The sequence below is a fragment of the Pseudomonas amygdali genome (assembly GCF_002699855.1).
Lineage (GTDB): Bacteria > Pseudomonadota > Gammaproteobacteria > Pseudomonadales > Pseudomonadaceae > Aquipseudomonas > Aquipseudomonas amygdali.
The window spans coordinates 1-18,154 of record NZ_LKBW01000011.1 but is presented as its reverse complement, the minus strand read 5'-3'; the positions used below and the strand labels follow the sequence as shown (position 1 = coordinate 18,154).

General features: G+C 57.7%; 21 protein-coding genes. 14 read left to right on the top strand and 7 right to left on the bottom strand.

What is annotated here, in order from left to right:
- Nucleotides 1-183 precede the first annotated feature (183 nt).
- The 4 genes from AO277_RS01765 to AO277_RS01750 all read right to left on the bottom strand — a co-directional run bounded on the left by AO277_RS01765 (nt 184) and on the right by AO277_RS01750 (nt 2,858).
- Entirely contained in the window at nt 184-1,047 is an 864-nt protein-coding gene (locus tag AO277_RS01765; protein WP_044319403.1) for a DUF6279 family lipoprotein, read from the bottom strand.
- Nucleotides 1,048-1,116: 69 nt separating this feature from the next.
- Nucleotides 1,117-1,845: a TorF family putative porin gene (locus tag AO277_RS01760; RefSeq protein ID WP_005734007.1), complete on the bottom strand. Its 729-nt coding sequence runs from the start codon at nt 1,843-1,845 to the stop codon at nt 1,117-1,119.
- Nucleotides 1,846-1,989: 144 nt separating this feature from the next.
- Nucleotides 1,990-2,502, bottom strand: a complete 513-nt coding sequence (locus AO277_RS01755; RefSeq protein ID WP_044319402.1) for a hypothetical protein — start codon at nt 2,500-2,502, stop codon at nt 1,990-1,992.
- Between the two features lie 167 nt (nt 2,503-2,669).
- Nucleotides 2,670-2,858 (bottom strand): PFL_1563 family small protein, encoded by a 189-nt coding sequence (locus tag AO277_RS01750; RefSeq protein ID WP_002554403.1) that lies wholly within the window; start codon nt 2,856-2,858, stop codon nt 2,670-2,672.
- 306 nt (nt 2,859-3,164) lie between these two features.
- Between AO277_RS01750 and AO277_RS01745 the strand changes: the two genes are divergently transcribed.
- Complete coding sequence (locus AO277_RS01745; RefSeq protein ID WP_002554402.1) at nt 3,165-4,001, top strand: CvfB family protein; 837 nt, start codon at nt 3,165-3,167, stop codon at nt 3,999-4,001.
- A 38-nt stretch (nt 4,002-4,039) separates the two neighbouring features.
- A complete protein-coding gene (locus AO277_RS01740; protein WP_044319401.1) occupies nt 4,040-4,441 on the top strand; it encodes a DUF2177 family protein in 402 nt (133 codons plus the stop codon).
- 78 nt (nt 4,442-4,519) lie between these two features.
- Here AO277_RS01740 and AO277_RS01735 read toward each other — a convergent pair whose 3' ends face one another.
- Entirely contained in the window at nt 4,520-4,900 is a 381-nt protein-coding gene (locus AO277_RS01735) for a hypothetical protein (RefSeq protein WP_002554400.1), read from the bottom strand.
- Nucleotides 4,901-5,145: 245 nt separating this feature from the next.
- Between AO277_RS01735 and AO277_RS01730 the strand changes: the two genes are divergently transcribed.
- The 3 genes from AO277_RS01730 to def all read left to right on the top strand — a co-directional run bounded on the left by AO277_RS01730 (nt 5,146) and on the right by def (nt 7,118).
- Nucleotides 5,146-5,337 (top strand): CsbD family protein, encoded by a 192-nt coding sequence (locus tag AO277_RS01730; protein ID WP_002554399.1) that lies wholly within the window; start codon nt 5,146-5,148, stop codon nt 5,335-5,337.
- Nucleotides 5,338-5,563: 226 nt separating this feature from the next.
- Nucleotides 5,564-6,532, top strand: a complete 969-nt coding sequence (locus AO277_RS01725) for a YihY/virulence factor BrkB family protein (RefSeq protein ID WP_002554398.1) — start codon at nt 5,564-5,566, stop codon at nt 6,530-6,532.
- A gap of 46 nt (nt 6,533-6,578) precedes the next feature.
- Entirely contained in the window at nt 6,579-7,118 is a 540-nt protein-coding gene (gene def, locus AO277_RS01720) for a peptide deformylase (protein WP_044319400.1), read from the top strand.
- Between the two features lie 24 nt (nt 7,119-7,142).
- Here def and AO277_RS01715 read toward each other — a convergent pair whose 3' ends face one another.
- The gene (locus AO277_RS01715) at nt 7,143-7,553 is read right to left on the bottom strand and encodes a GNAT family N-acetyltransferase (RefSeq protein ID WP_044319399.1); all 411 of its coding nucleotides are present in this window, start codon (nt 7,551-7,553) and stop codon (nt 7,143-7,145) included.
- 123 nt (nt 7,554-7,676) lie between these two features.
- Between AO277_RS01715 and AO277_RS01710 the strand changes: the two genes are divergently transcribed.
- From AO277_RS01710 to AO277_RS01675, 8 genes are all read left to right on the top strand, one after another.
- Complete coding sequence (locus AO277_RS01710; RefSeq protein ID WP_002554395.1) at nt 7,677-8,690, top strand: ABC transporter substrate-binding protein; 1,014 nt, start codon at nt 7,677-7,679, stop codon at nt 8,688-8,690.
- Nucleotides 8,691-8,824: 134 nt separating this feature from the next.
- Nucleotides 8,825-9,325 (top strand): hypothetical protein, encoded by a 501-nt coding sequence (locus AO277_RS01705; RefSeq protein ID WP_044319398.1) that lies wholly within the window; start codon nt 8,825-8,827, stop codon nt 9,323-9,325.
- Nucleotides 9,326-9,353: 28 nt separating this feature from the next.
- Nucleotides 9,354-9,791: a nucleoside deaminase gene (locus AO277_RS01700; protein ID WP_002554393.1), complete on the top strand. Its 438-nt coding sequence runs from the start codon at nt 9,354-9,356 to the stop codon at nt 9,789-9,791.
- 338 nt (nt 9,792-10,129) lie between these two features.
- Complete coding sequence (locus tag AO277_RS01695) at nt 10,130-10,951, top strand: alpha/beta fold hydrolase (protein ID WP_044319404.1); 822 nt, start codon at nt 10,130-10,132, stop codon at nt 10,949-10,951.
- Nucleotides 10,941-12,116, top strand: a complete 1,176-nt coding sequence (locus tag AO277_RS01690; protein WP_044319397.1) for a PAS domain-containing sensor histidine kinase — start codon at nt 10,941-10,943, stop codon at nt 12,114-12,116. Before AO277_RS01695 ends, AO277_RS01690 begins: the two co-directional genes overlap by 11 nt.
- A 116-nt stretch (nt 12,117-12,232) precedes the next feature.
- Entirely contained in the window at nt 12,233-13,417 is a 1,185-nt protein-coding gene (locus AO277_RS01685) for a GAF domain-containing sensor histidine kinase (RefSeq protein WP_044319396.1), read from the top strand.
- A gap of 240 nt (nt 13,418-13,657) precedes the next feature.
- Complete coding sequence (locus AO277_RS01680; protein ID WP_044319395.1) at nt 13,658-13,978, top strand: hypothetical protein; 321 nt, start codon at nt 13,658-13,660, stop codon at nt 13,976-13,978.
- 62 nt (nt 13,979-14,040) lie between these two features.
- The gene (locus AO277_RS01675; RefSeq protein WP_044319394.1) at nt 14,041-15,204 is read left to right on the top strand and encodes a PQQ-dependent sugar dehydrogenase; all 1,164 of its coding nucleotides are present in this window, start codon (nt 14,041-14,043) and stop codon (nt 15,202-15,204) included.
- Between the two features lie 92 nt (nt 15,205-15,296).
- On the opposite strand, the gene AO277_RS01670 is transcribed toward AO277_RS01675, so the two are convergent.
- The gene (locus AO277_RS01670; protein ID WP_004657615.1) at nt 15,297-15,605 is read right to left on the bottom strand and encodes a PepSY domain-containing protein; all 309 of its coding nucleotides are present in this window, start codon (nt 15,603-15,605) and stop codon (nt 15,297-15,299) included.
- A gap of 300 nt (nt 15,606-15,905) precedes the next feature.
- Between AO277_RS01670 and AO277_RS01665 the strand changes: the two genes are divergently transcribed.
- Nucleotides 15,906-17,978, top strand: coding sequence for a TonB-dependent siderophore receptor (locus tag AO277_RS01665; RefSeq protein WP_044319393.1), 2,073 nt, complete (start codon nt 15,906-15,908; stop codon nt 17,976-17,978).
- Nucleotides 17,979-18,154: the final 176 nt, after the last annotated feature.

The window sequence follows — 18,154 nt, the reverse complement described above, 5'->3', positions numbered from 1 at the left end:
CAGGATGCAGGCCGCCAAGGCAGCGTAAGTGGATAATTGTCCAACCTTCGGGGGGCATACCACTCCCGCGTGGGAATGCCTTGGGTGACGCTCCGCGTCACGATTTTGCTCCGCACCGCACACGCATGTCTGGGCGCAGGTGGCACGACAGCGGGAGGGCGCGATGGTTGGAGTGCTATCGGATCACTGCTGCGACTTGAGGCAATCCAGGTCAGTGAAGTCCTTGCGCATGTCGGCGATGCGGCTCAGCAGTTTTGCACGCTGTTCCGGTGTGCTCATGGCGGAAACGTCGACAATCAGCGATATCGCTGCCTTCTCGGTCTGGTCATACGCCTTGCGGTACTCGGGCGTCCAGAATGTTTCACGGTCTTGCAATAGCGCGGCAATACGTTGCGGGAAATCGCTTGCCTGACGTTGTTGCACGGTCGCCAGAAACAGGTTCTGCCAGCGAGTACGGTTTTCAATCCACGCCTTGTTTTGCTCGCCAAGCGAGGCGGACCAGGCCTGAATCCGGTCTTTCTGCGCCTGATTCAGCTTGCCTATCCATGGCGTCAGGCGTTTTTGCATGCGGTCGGCGCGCTCGGCAACCTGGCGTTCCAGCGGTTGCTCAAGGTATTTGTTTTCACGTTTACGCTGATCCTTGGCAAACGACTCCTGCATCTCTTGCACTTGCTTGTCATCAAAGCGCGAGAGCAATTCCACAGCAGACGGGGTAATTTCCTTCGATATTTTCGCTATCGCCTCTTTGGCTTCGCGAGTGCGGGCCTCCAGCCCCTCGTACGTCACCTGGTCGGTTTTGACCATATCCTCAAGCTTGTCCAGCCAGGTCAGATACTCCGGCAACTGGGTACTGCAATGCCAGCTCAAGTGTTGCTTGAGGCGCACATCCAGCCAGCTTTTCTGTTCCGAATTCATGTCCAGGTAGTCGCTGAGCGTCCACGGGATGATGACGTCGAGATTGCGATACGCCAGTCCAACCTGATTGCATCCTGCAAGCAGCGCAGTGGTCATCAACAGGGTGATGAGGGCTTTGAATAAAGACTGCATGACAACTCCTTGGCGTACTGACGTGCAGTAGAGGAGTGTAGCGTCTGGCAGTTCAACCGGTTTGAGCCTTTAAAAGAACGAGCGCACCGCTTTGAGCGTAAACGTCCCTTCACAGCGCGCGTTGTGGCCGCTGTAGACACTGCAATCGCCGCCGCTCAGGCTTGAGCCGCTGTAGATGAGGTTCATGTCAATGCCCAGCCAGGGGCGTGACAGGTTCAGCGACCAGTCGTTGAAACCGTTGATCAACCCGCCGTCGGCGGAAGATTGCGGGGTATCAAACTGATGATTGGCGTATTGCATGCGCACGCCCACCCCCAGTTGCTCGATAGCCCCCAGGTCGACAAATACCGTGCTGTCGCGTGTGCCAACATCGTTACTGAATGCTGCGCCGATGCGGCTGTTTCGCATGCGCAGTCCGGCGTAGAACTCGTGACTGTCGATCTGGCTGGTATCGGGGTAGCTGTAACGAATCATCCCCAGTTCATAGCCCAAGGTATTATCGAAGGGTTTCTTGAAGCCCATGTAGGAGTCAAGTTCCATCCCTGAATCGGAAGCAAAACCCATGTTTGGTGCCCATTGGCCGAAGTAGAAGCCGCTCTCGTGGGTCAGGTCCAGTCCGCCATGAAAAGAGCCCGAGCCGCCGCTGGGCGTCACAAGGCCTTGCGCCATGCTGCGCGTGGGCGTAGTTGCCAGTTTCAGGTCGAAGTCGCCCAAATCCCGCTCCAGAACCTGGGCAGAGACGGACTGACAGACAAGCATGGCGCTGAAAGACAGCACATGTAAGCGATGGCTGAGCATGGCTCACTCCTTGATCTGCGAGGAGTGTGGTCAGGGATGGCGTATCAAAAATGGCTCAGGAGCCGACACAAGCCGCGAGCTAGAGCCTCGCAAGGATACCGTTGAAATGGACCGCGGGCGCACCGTTCGTCGATCCGTTGTGTGTCAGTTAGCCGCAGTGGTGCGCGCCGAGGGGATGACCAGGCCGCGAATCACTACCAGCGCCTGTTGAAATGACGGGTAGCCGCTCTTGGCAACGTCCAGTTGGGAGTACTCGGCCTGGTAACGTTCAGCAAGCTTCGGGTCGCTGACGCTCAGATGTTGCGAGAGCAGGGCGATGGCCAGTGGATGCTTGTGCTTTGCCGCAGTCTGCAGCAGTTCGATAATCTGTTTTTGATCGGCCTGCTGGCGGATCAACAGTACGGCCTGGTAGAACTCGGCTTCGCCCGATGCGTCGTCGAGTGCGGCACGGCGCAGCATGGCTTCGGCCAGCTCGTAGTTTTCGCGGTCGTCTTCGCTGATCAGCAACTTGGCCTGGAGCATGTCGTTCTGATAAAGCAGATGCCCCGCCCGGCATGGGCTGTCGGTGAGCTGGCTGTCATTGGGACCGTTTTCGCAGTGGTGCGATGCGCAGCCGCCAAGGTAGACAAGTGCGCCGAAAAGCATCCAGTTCTTCATTCGAGCATTCCACAAAGGAGATAACGTCCAGAGCGTGATCCAGCTCGTGGTCATAGTGATATCAGAGGAGAGAGTAGCAGCGTGACCGGAAGAATATCCAGCGAAGGATCGTCAATCTAGCGCCTTGAGCGTCAAGGCGCATAGAGATCGACAGGCAGGGCGCGGTTTTACTTTTTACCGAGATTGATCTGCTTGGAAGGTGCGAAGGTCTGGCCACTCACGCCTTTGGCAATTTGCTGGATTTCACCGCCGGACTTCAGGAAAGCTGCAATCTGCGCGTTGATCGAATCGCTCGTTTCAACGGCTGGGGCGGGTTTGGCTTTCGAGTGGGATGCTTTGATACGCATGGCTGCCATTTACCTTCATAAACGTAATACGGCCAGCCAGAGTACAGGAAACGCTTGATTATTGCTTGGCAAATATGGCATTCGCCCGAGGTCGGCCGTTTGGCGGAGCTGCCTGGGCTCTGCGCGATTTAAATCTAACACTCTGTTTTAAAAGACAAGTTTATGACTGGTAGCCTTTGTGCTGCCCGAGCGCGTCAAGCCGTTTCGATCGGGGAAACTGACGAGTGGAGGCTATGTCGGCACCTTCTGCCACGCGGCGCGAACCCGGCGGTAAAGTCGGGTAGAATGCCGCCCACGCAATGAGGGTATCTGGAAATGGCTTTAATCGGGCGCTACAACAGCTTGCAAATCGTCAAGCACACGAACTTCGGTCTGTATCTGGACGGTGCGCAGGATGGTGAAATCCTTCTGCCCAATCGGTACATCCCCAAGGATATTCCTACTGAAGATGAAGACTGGCTCAATGTGTTCATCTATCTGGACAGCGAAGACAAGCTGATCGCCACCACTGAAAAACCCAAAGTGCAGGTCGGTGAGTTTGCCAGCCTCAAGGTGGTTGAAGTCAACAGCATCGGCGTGTTCCTCGACTGGGGCCTGCCCAAGGACCTGTTGCTGCCGTACTCCGAAGAGAAGCGTACCTTGCAGGCCGGTGAATACTGCGTGGTTCATGTTTACCTCGATAAGCACACGCGGCGCATCACCGCCACCGCGCGCCTGGATCGCTACCTGGACAAAACCCCGGCCAGTTACAGCGTCGGCCAGGAGGTTGACCTGCTGGTCGCCGAAGCGACCGATATGGGTTTCAAGGCGATTATCAACAACAAGCATTGGGGCTTGATTCACAAGAACGAAGTGTTCAAGTTCATGCGCGCCGGCAAGCAGGAAAAGGGCTACATCAAGGAGATCCGTGCCGACGGCAATATCAGCCTGAGCCTGCAGCCGGTGGGCGCAGAAGCAGCGAGCAGCCTGAATTCGAAAATTCTCTCAAAGCTGCGTGAGAACAACGGTACATTGCCAGTCAGCGACAAAAGCGATCCGCAGGTCATCAGCGGCCTGTTTGGGGTCAGCAAAGGTAACTTCAAGAAAGCTATCGGTGCGTTGTACAAACAGGGGCAGATCGTGATTCACGCTGACCGTATCGACCTGGTCTGATATATCGCCCGGGCCCGGAATTTCATCAAGGACGTCCCATGAAAAGAATACTCACGGCTTACCTCGGCACGTTACTGGCGTTTCTGATCCTCGACGGGTTGTGGCTGGGCGTCCTCATGGGGCCGACCTACCGTGAATGGCTCGGACCGCTGATGCTTGCCACGCCCGTGGCTGGGCCTGCAATAGCGTTCTATCTGCTCTACGGGGCAGGCGTCGTGGTTTTCGGCGTAATGCCCGCGGTCAGAGAGCAGCGACTGAGCCGTGCGACCTTGTGCAGCGGGCTGCTGGGGCTGGTTGCCTACGGTACTTATGACCTGACCAACTGGGCCACCTTGCAGGGCTGGCCTGCGCAACTGGCGCTGATAGACCTTGCGTGGGGCACGGTGGTGTCGGCATTGGCCGGGACTGCGGGGTATCTGGCGGTGCGTCGGTTTACGTGAAGCGGCAGGCCGGGATGAGGTTGCCGATTGGCAACTTTCATCCCGAGACGTGCGGGAACGTGACGACTGCTGGTGGAGCTATTTTTGCAAGAAGGCGGCAAAACCCAGGTTGCTGCCCTTGGGGCGCATGTCCTTGAGGAATGAATCCTTGTCGGCGCTCAGCTCCAGGCTGACGGTCGGCTTGCGTTTGTCCGCATTGCGCACTTCAAGGCCTTCCATGTGATCGCGCATGAACACCGTGGTCACTTTCAGGTGCAGCAACTGGTCGGTTTCAGGTGTGTGCAGCAGCAAGTGCAGCCATTCGTACTGACCCACTTGCAGGCGCGGCACAGGCAGGTCGAACCACCAGATGTTTCTTTTTGGGTCCAGCACGGCGAAGTGCGTGTTATTGACGCCGAGCACCGCGCCGCCCAAGTCCTGGTTTCTGCGTGCAATGGCCAGCTTTTTATCGAGTTTCATAACGTTCCTGTGCATCGGTTTGTTCAGCGTGTCGGCCCTGCCGGACAACAGTGGCGCGCATTCTCGCACAAACTTCGATGCAAACTCGCCGTCGGCGGCGCTAAAAACGCGCCATTGCAAATGGCAGACGAGTGGCATCAGCCGGCCAGAAAATAGTTGAAACTCTTCGCGACAGCCGCAGGTCAACCATTCTGTCGAGTACGACATCCGATTCCAGCGCGGTCTTCAGACCCAGGAGATTCACGATGAGCAGCACCAGCGATAAAGCCAAAGGTATGGCCAACGAAGCCGTTGGTAACGTCAAGCAGGCTGTTGGCAAGGCTACCGACAACACCAAACTGCGGGCTGAAGGCAAGGCGCAAGAGCTGAAAGGCGAAGGCCAGCAAGCCAAAGGCAAAGCCAAGGACGCGATCAAGAAGGGCGTGGACAAGGCTTGAGTCGATGGGTCCCGGGGCTTTCATTCCGGGATCAGACAAGACCGATAACGGCCATCCGCGGATGGCCGTTATGCTTTCTGCTCTGCGGGACTGAAACCTTTCACGACCTGTCCAGTCAATGTGCCATCGGTATTCGCATCTCTGCGCCACATACGGGACACTGCATGTATGAAGTACCGGTTTTCAGGATGTGAGGTTTTCCAGTAAGGGAGCGAGAGGAAGCGCCATGATTTTCCCCCATTTGCGTAAATTGAAAGTCAGCAAGGTGCTGGTGAGAACCGTCAACGAGTTCCTCGACGACGAGATGTCCACCTACGCCTCGGCACTGGCTTATCAGATGCTGTTCTCTCTGTTTCCGTTTCTGCTGTTTCTGATCGCATTGATCGGCTTTCTGCACCTGCCGGACTTTTTTTCCTGGTTGCGGCTGCAATCGGAATTCCTCTTGCCGCCCCAGGCGCTCGAGCAGGTCAACCCGGTCATCGACCAGTTGCAACAGTCCAAGGGTGGCCTGCTGTCCATCGGTATCGTGATCGCGCTGTGGACTGCTTCAGCAGGTGTGCGCCTGATGATGAGTGCCATGAACGCTGCCTACGACGTGGTCGAAGGGCGGCCTATCTGGAAGCGCCTCCCGCTGTCGATCCTGTATACCGTAGGCATTGCCGGCATGTTGCTCGCGGCCGCAGCTTTCATGGTGCTGGGGCCGCAAGTGATGAACTGGATTGCAGCCCAGATCGGCATGGAAGACTTCATCGTGACGCTGTGGACCATCCTGCGCTGGCCGGCGATCATCATTCTGCTGATGGTTGCGGTGGCGCTGATCTATTACGTGATGCCTGACGTCAAACAGGAGTTTCGCTTTATTACCCCAGGCTCGGTGCTGGCGGTGGTGGTATGGATCGTTGCTTCACTGGCGTTTGGTTTTTACGTCAAGACCTTTGCCGATTACAACGCCATGTACGGCAGTATCGGCGCGATCATTGTCCTGCTGCTGTACTTCTACATTTCGGCTGCCGTGCTGTTGTTGGGGGCTGAAATGAATGCGGTGATCGAACATATGTCCGCCGAAGGCAAGGACGCAGGCGAGAAGGAAGCCGGTGACGGGCTGGGCGAGGAAAGCAGCGAAACAGGCAAACAGCACGTTTCCGGCCTGGGCCGCGATCACTCGGTGCCACTGCAGAAGGCTGACGAAACCTGATCGCGTTCTGTGGCAAGATTGCTTTTTAGGCAAGGAACACGCAACCATGATCCGTAGCATCCTGAAAATGGGCGATGAGCGCCTGTTGCGCATCGCCCCTCCGGTGCCCGCAGACATGTTCGGCAGCAGCGAACTCAACACGCTGATTGCCGATATGTTCGAGACCATGCACAGCGTGGGCGGTGTGGGCCTTGCCGCACCGCAGATCGGCATTGATCTGCAACTGGTCATTTTCGGTTTCGAGCGCAGTGAGCGCTATCCCCAGGCCGAGGCGGTCCCTCAGACCATCCTGCTCAACCCGCTGATTACCCCATTGAACCCGAGCCTGGAAGAAGGTTGGGAAGGGTGTCTGTCGGTGCCGGGGTTACGGGGTATGGTGAACCGTTACCAGAGCATTCGCTACGAAGGTTTCGACCCTGACGGCCAGCGGATCGAGCGTGTTGCCCATGGATTTTATGCGCGGGTCGTGCAGCATGAATGCGACCACCTGATTGGTCGTCTCTACCCGTCGCGCATTACCGATTTCAGCAAGTTCGGCTTCATGGACGTAATGTTCCCGGACATGGACCCCAATGCCGATGAGTGATCTTCCGGCGGCTCTGCAAAACCGTCAGGCTTCCCGACAGAGCGCAATCAGCGGTTTGCTGCGGCTGTAGCGCATGAATTTCTCGCCGAGGGTGTGTGGCAGACGTTGTGCTGTCTCAAACCCGGCAAGTTGGTAAAAACCCATCAAATCCGGATGGCAGAACAGCCATACCGGCCCGGCCAGCGGTTGCAGCGCGGCATCGATCAAGCTTCGCGCCACTGTCTTCCCGCGCATGGGGGGCGCTACGAACAGCCCGGTCAGCCAATGTCCCTCAGCGACGGGCGTCAGGCACAAGGCACCGATGATTTCTGCCTGCTTCGCCACCCACGCCTGCCCCTTGCTGGCCGCACGCATCGATGACTGATGCTCGCGGTAAAACTTGCCCAGCAGCGGGCGGCACGCATCGGGTAACGGGTAAAAGCGGATTTCAGACATCGCGGACGGGCTCGGTACGTGGGCTGCGCATCATACAGAGGCTAAAGCCGTGACAACTAATCGCCAAGGGCTGCTGTCGATAGTTTCAGACCCGTTTTTTTTTTCGCGCCATTTGAGGTGAGCATGAAATCGATAACACGACTATTGGGCTGTTCACTTCTGGCGCTGGGGCTGCTTGGGCAGACAGCAGGGGCGGCTGAAAAAAACGCGCCTATCCAGTTCGGTGCGCTCACTTGGGAAAGTGGCAGCCTGATCACCGAGGTGCTGCGTACCCTTGTCGAGAAAGGCTATGGCTACCGTACTGATACCTTGCCCGGCAGCACCGTCAGCCTGGAAACCGCGCTGGCAAAAAACGACATTCAGGTGATCGCTGAAGAGTGGACCGGACGCAGCCCGGTGTGGGTCAAGGCTGAAGCTGACGGTAAGGTGCTCGGTCTGGGCAACATCGTCAAAGGCGCGACCGAAGGCTGGTGGGTGCCTGAGTACGTGATCAAGGGCGATGCCGCCAAAGGTATCAAACCTGTAGCGCCCGATCTGAAGTCTGTCGCTGACCTGGCGCGCTACAAGGACGTTTTCAAAGACCCTGAATCGCCCGACAAGGGCCGTTTTCTGAACAGCCCGAGCGGTTGGACTTCGGAGATCGTCAACACCCAAAAGCTCAAGGCTTATGGCTTGACAGACAGCTTCGTCAACTTTCGCACCGGCTCGGGCGCGGCGCTGGACGCCGAAGTCGCATCGGCCATACGGCGTGGCAAGCCAGTGCTGTTCTATTACTGGTCACCCACACCCCTGCTGGGCAAGTACAAGCTGATCAAGCTGGAAGAGCCCGCTTTCGATGCAGAAGCCTGGAAAACCCTGACCGACGCCAGTAATCCCAACCCGCGTGGCACCTCTTCGCTGGCGGCGACGCTGTCTATTGGTGTGTCGGCAGAATTCAGCAAGCAATACCCTGAGTTGGTGAGTGTCTTCAAAAACGTCGATTTTCCGATTGATCTGCTCAACCGGACATTGGGTGAAATGAGTGACAAACATGAGGACCCCGGCGTGGCCGCCGCCAGGTTCCTCAAGCAGCACCCCGAGGTCTGGAAAGCCTGGTTGCCGGCCGATGTTGCCGCCAAAGTCAGTCACAGCCTTTGACCGTTGCGCTGCAAGGATCATGGAATGGGCATAGCTGATAACGTCATCAATGGCCGGTATACGACGTGTCGGGTGGTAAAGCTCTGCCGAGCTGTTAAGTTCAGGGCTCAGTCAATTCATGCTCAGGAGGAGCCATGGCTGATTACATCCAGGGCTCGCGAGGTGCGTGGCAGACCTGTCTGGCACTCAGGGCCTGCCTGTGCCTGGACGCGCTGCACCCGGTCAATGCTGAAGAAGCGGATGACATGGCGCTGGCGTTGGTGGAACAGCGAAATCTGGGCGAAGGTCTGGCGTGGCTGGGTTATCAGGTCGCCTCGCGCACAGCGACGTTTGCCGGTATCGTGCAAGCAATTGGCAAGACCGAAGCTCAGGAACTGGTGCAAAAAGAGTTGCAGCGCCTGCAACCTGAGTATCAATCGCAATGGGACCGCAATCTGGCAGCGGCCTATGCCCATTCATTTACGGCCGAGGAATTGCGTTCGCTCAATCAGGGCGAGGACTCGCCTTACCTGGTGAGCAGATTCAGAGCCAGAAACACCCAGGTCAGTGCCGACATGAAAGCCCGGTCCTCGGAGCTGCTGGGACAATTCGTAAGTCGTGCGCTGGGCAACGCTCAGGCAGCACTGCAACGCTGACATCCATTCGATGATATGAGGCAAAACCATGGACGCATTCATGCAGGCTGCAATCGATGAGGCACAACTAGGGCTGAAAGAAGGTGGAATCCCCATCGGTTCGGTCATTGTTCACGAGGGCAAGATCATTGGTCGGGGGCATAACCGCCGTGTGCAAGAGGGCAGTGCAACCAGGCACGGCGAAATGGATGCCCTCGAAAACGCCGGTCGCCAACCGGCCCGCGTGTACCGTGACGCGGTGCTCTATACCACGCTGTCTCCTTGTGCGATGTGCAGCGGGGCGATCCTGCTCTACGGCATTCGCAAGGTGATCGTCGGCGAGAACCAGTCGTTCATGGGCGAGGAAGAACTCCTACGCTCGCGTGGCGTGCAGATCGAGGTGCTTGATAACCAGGAGTGCAAGCACATGATGCAGGGCTTCATCGCCAGCAAGCCTGAGTTGTGGAACGAAGATATCGGCGAGTAAGGGGGGTGAAACCTCCAGGTCATGAGTCCGAGAACGGGCTCGGACCAGCGCAATTGCCACAATAGTCATCGCGATACTTGCCTGCCGTGCCAATGCTCTGCGTTGGCATGCCTTTGGTGAGATTCTGCGTCACACATCCTCAGCCTGGCGAGGCAGCGTGCATAACCGACGCTCAGGCCTCAATGCCCCGACCCTGATCATCGATCAATAATCTTCTTCCGCTCCGGACTTAAAGTGCTGTTTGTGCCACTAGTGTGCCTTTAACGGTGATAATCTCCTCTCATCATCATTACGGTATGCACAACAGGCCGGTTGCCTGGTTATTTTCGGAGCCCGATATGTCGGTCCAACAGCGCAATAACGTCAATATCGTGGGCGACGGACCGGCCACTCTGATTTTTGCTCATGGATTCGGCTGTGATCAGCACATGTGGCGCTTCATAGCTCCGCACTTCGCCGAACGCTTCAAGGTTATTCTGTTCGACCTGGTAGGCAGCGGAGATTCCGACGTGTCGGCCTGGTACCCGCACAAATATGCGTCGCTCAAGGGCTATGCAAGCGACTTGCTGGAACTGGTCGACGAGTTCGCCGGAAACGGCCCGGTTGTGCATGTCGGTCATTCGGTCAGTTGCATGATTGCGGTGCTTGCTGAACTGCAGTCGCCCGGCCGGTTCGACGGCCATATCATGGTGGGTCCATCGCCCCATTACCTCAACGACGGTGATTACGTCGGCGGCTTCACTCGCGCTGATATCGACTCGTTGCTTGAGACGCTGGAAAGCAATTACCTGGGCTGGTCCAGCACCATGGCGCCGACACTCATGGGCGCCTCTGACCGGCCTGAACTGGGTGAAGAGCTTGCCAGCAGCTTCTGTCGTACCAATGCCGAGATTGCCAGGCAGTTTGCCCGCGTAACCTTTCTTTCCGACCATCGTGCCGATGTCGCGAAACTCAAAAGCAAGACGCTGATCATGCAAAGCAGCGATGATCTGGTGGTGCCGGTGCAGGTTGGCGAGTACCTGCACCGTGTCATTGCCGATAGCACCTTGCACATGATCGACAATGTTGGGCATTACCCGCACATGAGCGCGCCGCAGCAATGCATAACCGCCATGAATCAGTTTCTGGCGTCTTACGAGAGCGCTGCACATGACGGTTGAACAGGTGAGTCTGCCAGTGACAGAAGACCTGTACGAACATGCGGCCTGCGGTCTGTTGGTTACCTTGCCCAATGGCACCATTGAGCGTGCCAATCTGACGTTCTGCAGTTGGCTGGGCCTTGAGCGTGAAACTGTTCTGGGTCGCCGCCTTCAAGACCTGCTGAGTCTGGCAGGCAAAGTCTTCCTGCAAACCCATTGGGCGCCGCTGTTACAGACCCAGGGGTCGATTGCCGAGGTCAAGGTTGAATTGATCCATGCCGATGGCCGCGCCATTCCCATGATGCTCAATGCCGTACGCCGCGAGCATCCGACCGGGGTTTTGCATGAAGTGGCGGTGTTCATGGCCGAGGAGCGCAACAAGTACGAACGTGAACTGCTTGCTGCGCGCAAGATCGCCGAAGAGCTGTTGCAGCAACAGATGACTGTTCAGACAGAACTTACCTCGGCACGCAATCGCCTGCGTCTGGCTCACGCCGAGGCGGAAATACGGGCCATTTTTGCCGAGCAGATGATTGGCATCGTCAGCCACGACCTGCGTAACCCGCTGGCGGCAATCAAGATGGCGGCCGGGCTGCTGGAGCGCACGCAACTCGAGTCGCGACAAGAACGAATCCTCGGGCACATCCACCACTCCACTGATCGGGCCGACCGCATGATTGTGGATCTGCTGGATTTTACTCATGCCCGCGTCGGCAGCGGTATTGCCGTGGTCCCTCAGGCTATCGATCTGCACGCGGTTGTTGCTCGAGGCGTCGAAGAGCTGCGCCAGGTTTTCCCGCACAGGGTGCTGACGCATCGCAGCGAAGGACAGGGTGCGTGCTCGGCGGATCCGGATCGTCTCCTGCAAATGCTCGGCAATCTGGTGAGCAACGCCATCAACTATGGCACGGACGGCAGCGAGGTTTTGATCACGTCGTCCTTCGATACCTGGCTGATCAAGCTGTCGGTGCACAACGTCGGCGAACCCATACCGATGGAGAAGGTGGACGACCTGTACGAACCGGTCGTACGGGTGGTCAGCGACAGTGACGAAACCCGCACAGTCGGGCTTGGCCTGTTCATTGTTCGTGAGATTGTTCGAGCCCATCTGGGTGAGGTGACGGTTCGCTCGTCGGTTGAGGAGGGTACAACGTTCACCGTGGCCTTCCCGCGCCCTCCAGCATGAGTGAACGTGCGGCCAGGTTTTTTTCGGTCAACGTGGCGTATTCACGGGTGCACAATGATCGTTACAGACCTAGACTAAACGCTGCGCCATTACCTCAAGGCTGATACAGGTTCTCCATGCGGCAATCCATTTCAAATGATGTAGCCAAGATAAGCCGGATCAGCGCGGTTCCGGCCATCCTGCAAGTCATCACCGAATCAACCGGCCTGGGCTTTGCCGCCGTGGCGCGTGTCACCGAAAGTACCTGGATGGCCTGCGCGGTTCTGGACAAGCTGGATTTTGGTTTGAAACCCGGCGGCGAGCTGGAACTCAGCAGCACAATCTGCCACGAGATTCGCAGCTCCCACAAGGCTGTGGTGATTGATCATGTCGCTGAGGATCCGCTGTTTTGTGAGCACCATACGCCGCGGTTATACAACTTCCAGAGTTACATATCGGTACCGATCTTCCTCTCCAATGGCACCTTTTTCGGCACTATCTGTGCGCTGGACCCCAAACCCGCCAAGCTGACGGGTACCCCCATCGAGTCGATGATGGCGTCTTTTGCGCGTCTTCTGGCACTGCAGATCGAGGCCGAGGAAAACCTGCAGCAAGTGCGTGAAGACCTTCTGGCCGAGCGTGAGGTGGCAGAGCTGCGCGAGCAGTTCATCGCCGTTCTGGGGCACGACCTGCGCAACCCTTTGTTTGCCATCAATGCCAGTGCCGAATTGCTGCTGCGTCGGCCACTGGATGAAAAGGCCCTGCAAGTCGTGCAACACATCCTGACGTCTGGCAAACGCGCCTCACAACTGGTCGACGACGTGCTCGACTTTGCCCGTGGCCGCATGGGACATGGTATTCCGCTGAGCATGCACGATGCACACGGGCTGGATGAAACGCTTGAGCATGTTGTGTCAGAGATACGCCGCGTTCACCCGTCCCGGCTGATCAAGTCGGATATAAAGATGTTGGAGCGTATTCGCTGCGACCACGAGCGGATCGCACAATTGCTGTCCAATCTGGTGTCCAACGCGATCAGTCACGGCGATCCCCAAAGCCCGGTCGAGGTGACAGCGGGCGTGCGCGGTGATCTGTTTCTACTCAGCGTTACCAATCAGGGCGAGCCGATACCCGAGTCCGTTCGTTCGCAGTTGTTCCTCCCTTACTCACGGCCAATCACCGACGAGCCGCAAGCCGGGCTAGGCCTGGGGCTCTATATCGCCAGCGAGATAGCCCTGGCGCATGGCGGTACGCTTGAAGTGTGCTCGACACAAGAGCAGGGCACTGCCTTCACGTTCAGGATGCCTTTGAAGTCGGCGTAGATACGCCCGCAAGCCACGATGTGTGATCTGTGCGTGGCGCTTCCTTGCCCTGCGCCAGGGCCAAGCCTGCGTGGCGTCGCGCATGGCTGAAGGTATGCGCTTTGACCATCCTTGTTACAAACTCTCACACCGCTATGCTTGCTCATCGACACTGTCGGGTCGAACCTGAGGCCTGGGCTGCCGTCAAAGGCCTGAGTCTTCACGGTTACCCCGCAGTTTCACCTTTGCCAAGAGGTAGTGATGAACAGTTTTTTGCGCAATCTTGTAGGGGGCGTGCTGGTTGCGTCATGTGGCATCGGTGCTGTTCAGGCGCAGACACTGCCAAACAGCACACTCAACAACAGCGCCAGCAGCAACCCCTATAACAGCCCGATCAAGCGCTCCAACCCCAACAGCCGTCAGGGCACCGAGTCAATCACGCCCCGCGCGCCCGGCTCCAATATTGCGCCGCCTGTGCGCAGGCCTACGCTGGAGAACGGCGGTATCGGCAACGGCTACCCCACGCGCCAGAATGCTCCGCGTCCCTCTACGCCGACAACCGACCCCAGCCGCGCCAACTGAATCTTCAACCAAGCGAGCCCGTTTCACCGCGGGACGTCGACTCAATGCATAAGGAAACGCTCATGCTTAGAAAAACCCTGATCGCCACTTGGTGTGCTGCTGCCATTCTGAGCCTGCCGCTGACGGCAAGCGCCGCCCCGGAAACCTACAAAAGCGAACAAGGCACCGTCACGGTCACCCCGGTTGCCGAAGGTCTGGATCACCCATGGGCACTGGCATTTCTGCCTGACAAGCAGGGCATTCTGGTGACGGAGCGCTCCGGCAACCTGCGTATCGTGTCGGCGGACGGCAAATTATCCGAGCCGCTTTCCGGTGTGCCGCAAGTCTGGGCAAGAAAACAGGGTGGGCTGCTCGACGTCGTGCTTTCCCCGGACTTCGCCAAGGACCGCATGGTCTACCTGACCTACTCCGAAGGCAGTGGCAAAACCGCTGCCGAGGGAGATACTGCGGGTACTGCGGCAGGGCGTGGTCGTCTGTCCAAAGACATGACCCGTCTGGAAGACTTCGAGGTTATCTTCCGTCAGCAACCAAAACTCTCGGTGGGCAACCACTTCGGCGCGCGGATGGTATTCGATCGCGACGGTTATCTGTTTATCGCGCTGGGCGAGAACAACGATCGTCCCACTGCGCAAGACCTGGACAAGCTGCAAGGCAAGATCGTACGTATCTATCCGGATGGTAGTGTGCCGAAAGACAACCCTTTTGTCGGGCAGAAAAACGTCCGGCCCCAGATCTGGTCCTACGGCCATCGCAACCAGCAGGGCGCAGCGCTCAACCCGTGGACCGGTACGTTGTGGACCAACGAGCATGGGCCCAAGGGCGGCGATGAATTGAACATCATCGAGCGTGGCCAGAATTACGGCTGGCCGATTGCGACCCACGGTATCAATTATTCGGGCGAGCCGATTCCGGAAGCCAAAGGCAAGTTTGTCGAAGGCACAAAAGTACCGTTTCAGGTCTGGGAAGTGTCACCGGGCATCAGCGGTATGGCGTTCTATGACCACAGCCTGTTCAAGGCGTGGGATCACAATCTGTTCATCGGCGCGCTGGCCACTGAGGAATTGATCAGGCTGCAATTTGATGGCGACAAGATCGTTCATGAAGAACGGCTGTTGAAAGGCATGAAACAGCGGATACGCGATGTGCGTCAGGGGCCGGACGGTTACTTGTATTTGTTGACGGATGAAGACAAGGGGAAGTTACTGAAAGTCGGGTTGGCTCAGTAATAACCTGTTAAACCTTTGAAAAAGAAAATTCCCACAATGTAGTGGGAGTTTTCTTATGGTTTCTCGGTGCGATAACTGTTGGGGCAGTCGGATCAGTTATCCTTTGCGTCACGTACCACTTCGCCCGTCTTGGCATCGACGTCGTAGTTCCATTCCACACCCTTGGCGTCTTTCAGTTCGATCTTATAGACCAGGCGGCCGTCGCGTTCTTTTTCCAGCTCGGTATCGTGGACCGTGAAGCCTGTGTGCTTGGCAACGGCCTGCTTGTTGAACTGTTCAAAGTCACCCAATGCCTGAGACTTGTAAAGGCGGATCACTTCATCGGGACCAACGTCGGCCTGGGCGGCACCTGCAACAGCAGTGAGGGCAACAGCGGCGAAGACGGCAGGCATAAGTTTCATAGGGTATTCCTTTCTGATTGATCTGTTTCAATGGATTCGTGACACGCTGATTGGTTCAGCGGTTTTGTTGAATTCAGATTAGCCACACTTACTTAATTCATGCTTAATTATTCCGGTGCGCAACGTTTTTTGCGGTGGCTTCTTTCCCTGATACGTAAGTAGAGTTTTTCCGCGTCATTCTTTTACCGGCAGACCGTCACGCAAAGGTTGAAAAAAACCGGCAGTGAACGTAAAAGGTTGGCCCCCTGCCGGAAGGTGCATCGCGTCTGTCCAGGCACCTGTCCTTGCGGAGTCTGATCGATGAGTACGCCCTACCGACCTGCCATGCGTCATGCCTGGCGATTGTTACCGTTGGGCATGGCTGTTGCCTCGCAGCTAATGGCTGCGGATCCGCTCACTCTGGACGCGGTCAACGTGACCGGGTTCAGCGAACAGGAAGGTGCCAGCGACTATAAAGCTGGTCGGGCGTCGATTTACGGGTTTGATCAGGCTTCGCTGCTGGATACGCCTGCCTCGGTTTCAGTGTTCAGCGAAGCGCTGATCAAGGACCGTCAGGCAAAACTGCTGAGTGACGTGCTGCGCAACGATGCCTCGGTCGGCGACGGCTATGCGCCGGTAGGCTATTACGAAAACTTTGTGGTGCGCGGCTTCTCATTGAACGCGGCCAACAGTTATCGCATCAACGGCCGCAGCATTGCCGGCGAGCAGAACGTGGCGCTGGAGAACAAGCAGCAGGTCGAGTTGCTCAAGGGGCTGTCCGGCTTGCAGAGCGGCGTTTCAGAGCCCGGTGGTGTCATTAACTATCAGACCAAGCGCGCGCAGGATGTCCGGTCGGTAACGGTCTCTACCAACGAACACGGCGAGCGCTACCTCGCGACCGATGTCGGCGGCTGGTTCGGCAGCGAACAGCAGTTCGGGCTGCGCGCCAACCTGGCCCATGAAGACATTCGCTCGTACGTCGAGCACGCCGATGGCCAGCGTGATTTCGCCTCGCTGGCCTTCGACTGGAACATCAGCGAGCGCGCCTTGCTGCAACTCGACATCGAGTATCAGAGCAAAGAGCAGCGCTCGGTGCCCGGTTATCAATTGCTCGGCGGCACGGTGCTGCCTCACGACGCCTCGCCACGCAAGCTGCTGGGCTATCAAAACTGGTCCAATCCGGTGGGCATCGACTCGCTGAACATGAGCGGGCGTTTCGAATACCGGTTCAACGACAGCTGGAAGGGCAGCCTGAGTGCGTGGGGCTGTTACGGCTCGGCCAGCTGCGCAGCCGAAGCGGTACCCAACCACTTCAGCGCCGAGGGTGGCTACGACATCTACGACTTCCGCAGCCCGGACGACACGCGCCGTAACGACGAGGTCGAAGCGGCAATGTCCGGTACGTTCAATACCGGATCACTGGGGCACGAGCTAACCTTCGGCACCAGCGCCTACCGCCGCACCGTGGACACGCGCGGGACCTTCAATGAATTCGTCGGCTCAGGCACGATCAACGAGTCGCCTGAATCGGTGGCACCGTCGCCTTTGACACTGCCACATACCGAGCGCCGTCTGGACAGCCGCCAGTACGGGCTGTTTATCATCGACCGGATCAGTTTCAACGAGCACTGGCAGACCGTGCTGGGCGGGCGACAAGTGCGGCTCGACGAGCAGGCGTTTACCGAAGACGGCAGCGACGCAAGACACACCGAGCGTTACGTGTTCCTGCCGCAGGCGGCATTGATCTACAAACCGGTGGACAACGTTTCGCTCTACACCAGCTACAGCAAAGGCCTCTCGCTGGGCGGGACAGCTGCCTGGTTCACTACCAACGCCAGTGAAATTCTTGCGCCCACCGTGTCTCGACAACTGGAAGCGGGTATCAAGTATGACTGGCAGCGTATGAGCCTGACGGCCGCAGTGTTTCAAGCCCGTCAGGCTTACCAGTATTCCAGGCCCAACGATGACGGCACGTTTACCTATGTGCAGCAAGGCGAGCAGAAAAACACCGGGCTTGAACTGGGGGCGAGTGGCTGGGTGACCGACCGCCTGCAGATATCCGCCAGTGCGGCGGCCATCCGGGCGCGCGTTGAAGACAGCGGCACCGAGGCCTATGACGATCATCAGGCCCTCAATGTGCCCAGATACCGTGGCACCCTGCAAGCGGACTATAGCCTGCCGGTGCCCGGGCTCGCCTTACTCGGCGGGATGCAGTACAGCGCCAGCAAGTACGCTGACCGTGAAGGCTCCGTGCAGGTCAATGACTACACACTGACCGTCGACAACCTCTTCGACAAACGCTACTGGCGTGATGCCGGGGAGTATCTGGGTGACGACTACCTATTCATGGGCGCACCCAGAACGGCAAGATTGTCGGCCACCGTCAACTTTTAGTGGACGGGCTCTACTGCACGGAGCGTTGGCACGATCGTCGGGATTCTCGTTCCACACGCTCCAGCGTGGGAGTGCAGTTCACGACGCTCTCCGTCGTCAAGAGGACGCGGAGCGTCCAGAAATTGCATGCGACGCGGAGCGCCGCACGATAGTTGAAGTGATCGTTCCTCACGCTC

What these genes read in the sequence shown, in the direction of transcription:
- AO277_RS01740 (WP_044319401.1), top strand. Translation starts at nt 4,040, where the DNA reads ATGAAAAGAATACTCACGGCTTACCTCGGCACGTTACTGGCGTTTCTG.
- AO277_RS01700 (WP_002554393.1), top strand. Translation starts at nt 9,354, where the DNA reads ATGGACGCATTCATGCAGGCTGCAATCGATGAGGCACAACTAGGGCTG.
- AO277_RS01705 (WP_044319398.1), top strand. Translation starts at nt 8,825, where the DNA reads ATGGCTGATTACATCCAGGGCTCGCGAGGTGCGTGGCAGACCTGTCTG.
- def (WP_044319400.1), top strand. Translation starts at nt 6,579, where the DNA reads ATGATCCGTAGCATCCTGAAAATGGGCGATGAGCGCCTGTTGCGCATC.
- AO277_RS01765 (WP_044319403.1), bottom strand. Translation starts at nt 1,047, where the DNA reads ATGCAGTCTTTATTCAAAGCCCTCATCACCCTGTTGATGACCACTGCG.
- AO277_RS01675 (WP_044319394.1), top strand. Translation starts at nt 14,041, where the DNA reads ATGCTTAGAAAAACCCTGATCGCCACTTGGTGTGCTGCTGCCATTCTG.
- AO277_RS01760 (WP_005734007.1), bottom strand. Translation starts at nt 1,845, where the DNA reads ATGCTCAGCCATCGCTTACATGTGCTGTCTTTCAGCGCCATGCTTGTC.
- AO277_RS01695 (WP_044319404.1), top strand. Translation starts at nt 10,130, where the DNA reads ATGTCGGTCCAACAGCGCAATAACGTCAATATCGTGGGCGACGGACCG.
- AO277_RS01725 (WP_002554398.1), top strand. Translation starts at nt 5,564, where the DNA reads ATGATTTTCCCCCATTTGCGTAAATTGAAAGTCAGCAAGGTGCTGGTG.
- AO277_RS01710 (WP_002554395.1), top strand. Translation starts at nt 7,677, where the DNA reads ATGAAATCGATAACACGACTATTGGGCTGTTCACTTCTGGCGCTGGGG.
- AO277_RS01715 (WP_044319399.1), bottom strand. Translation starts at nt 7,553, where the DNA reads ATGTCTGAAATCCGCTTTTACCCGTTACCCGATGCGTGCCGCCCGCTG.
- AO277_RS01670 (WP_004657615.1), bottom strand. Translation starts at nt 15,605, where the DNA reads ATGAAACTTATGCCTGCCGTCTTCGCCGCTGTTGCCCTCACTGCTGTT.
- AO277_RS01685 (WP_044319396.1), top strand. Translation starts at nt 12,233, where the DNA reads ATGCGGCAATCCATTTCAAATGATGTAGCCAAGATAAGCCGGATCAGC.
- AO277_RS01680 (WP_044319395.1), top strand. Translation starts at nt 13,658, where the DNA reads ATGAACAGTTTTTTGCGCAATCTTGTAGGGGGCGTGCTGGTTGCGTCA.
- AO277_RS01755 (WP_044319402.1), bottom strand. Translation starts at nt 2,502, where the DNA reads ATGAAGAACTGGATGCTTTTCGGCGCACTTGTCTACCTTGGCGGCTGC.
- AO277_RS01750 (WP_002554403.1), bottom strand. Translation starts at nt 2,858, where the DNA reads ATGGCAGCCATGCGTATCAAAGCATCCCACTCGAAAGCCAAACCCGCC.
- AO277_RS01745 (WP_002554402.1), top strand. Translation starts at nt 3,165, where the DNA reads ATGGCTTTAATCGGGCGCTACAACAGCTTGCAAATCGTCAAGCACACG.
- AO277_RS01730 (WP_002554399.1), top strand. Translation starts at nt 5,146, where the DNA reads ATGAGCAGCACCAGCGATAAAGCCAAAGGTATGGCCAACGAAGCCGTT.
- AO277_RS01735 (WP_002554400.1), bottom strand. Translation starts at nt 4,900, where the DNA reads ATGAAACTCGATAAAAAGCTGGCCATTGCACGCAGAAACCAGGACTTG.
- AO277_RS01665 (WP_044319393.1), top strand. Translation starts at nt 15,906, where the DNA reads ATGAGTACGCCCTACCGACCTGCCATGCGTCATGCCTGGCGATTGTTA.
- AO277_RS01690 (WP_044319397.1), top strand. Translation starts at nt 10,941, where the DNA reads ATGACGGTTGAACAGGTGAGTCTGCCAGTGACAGAAGACCTGTACGAA.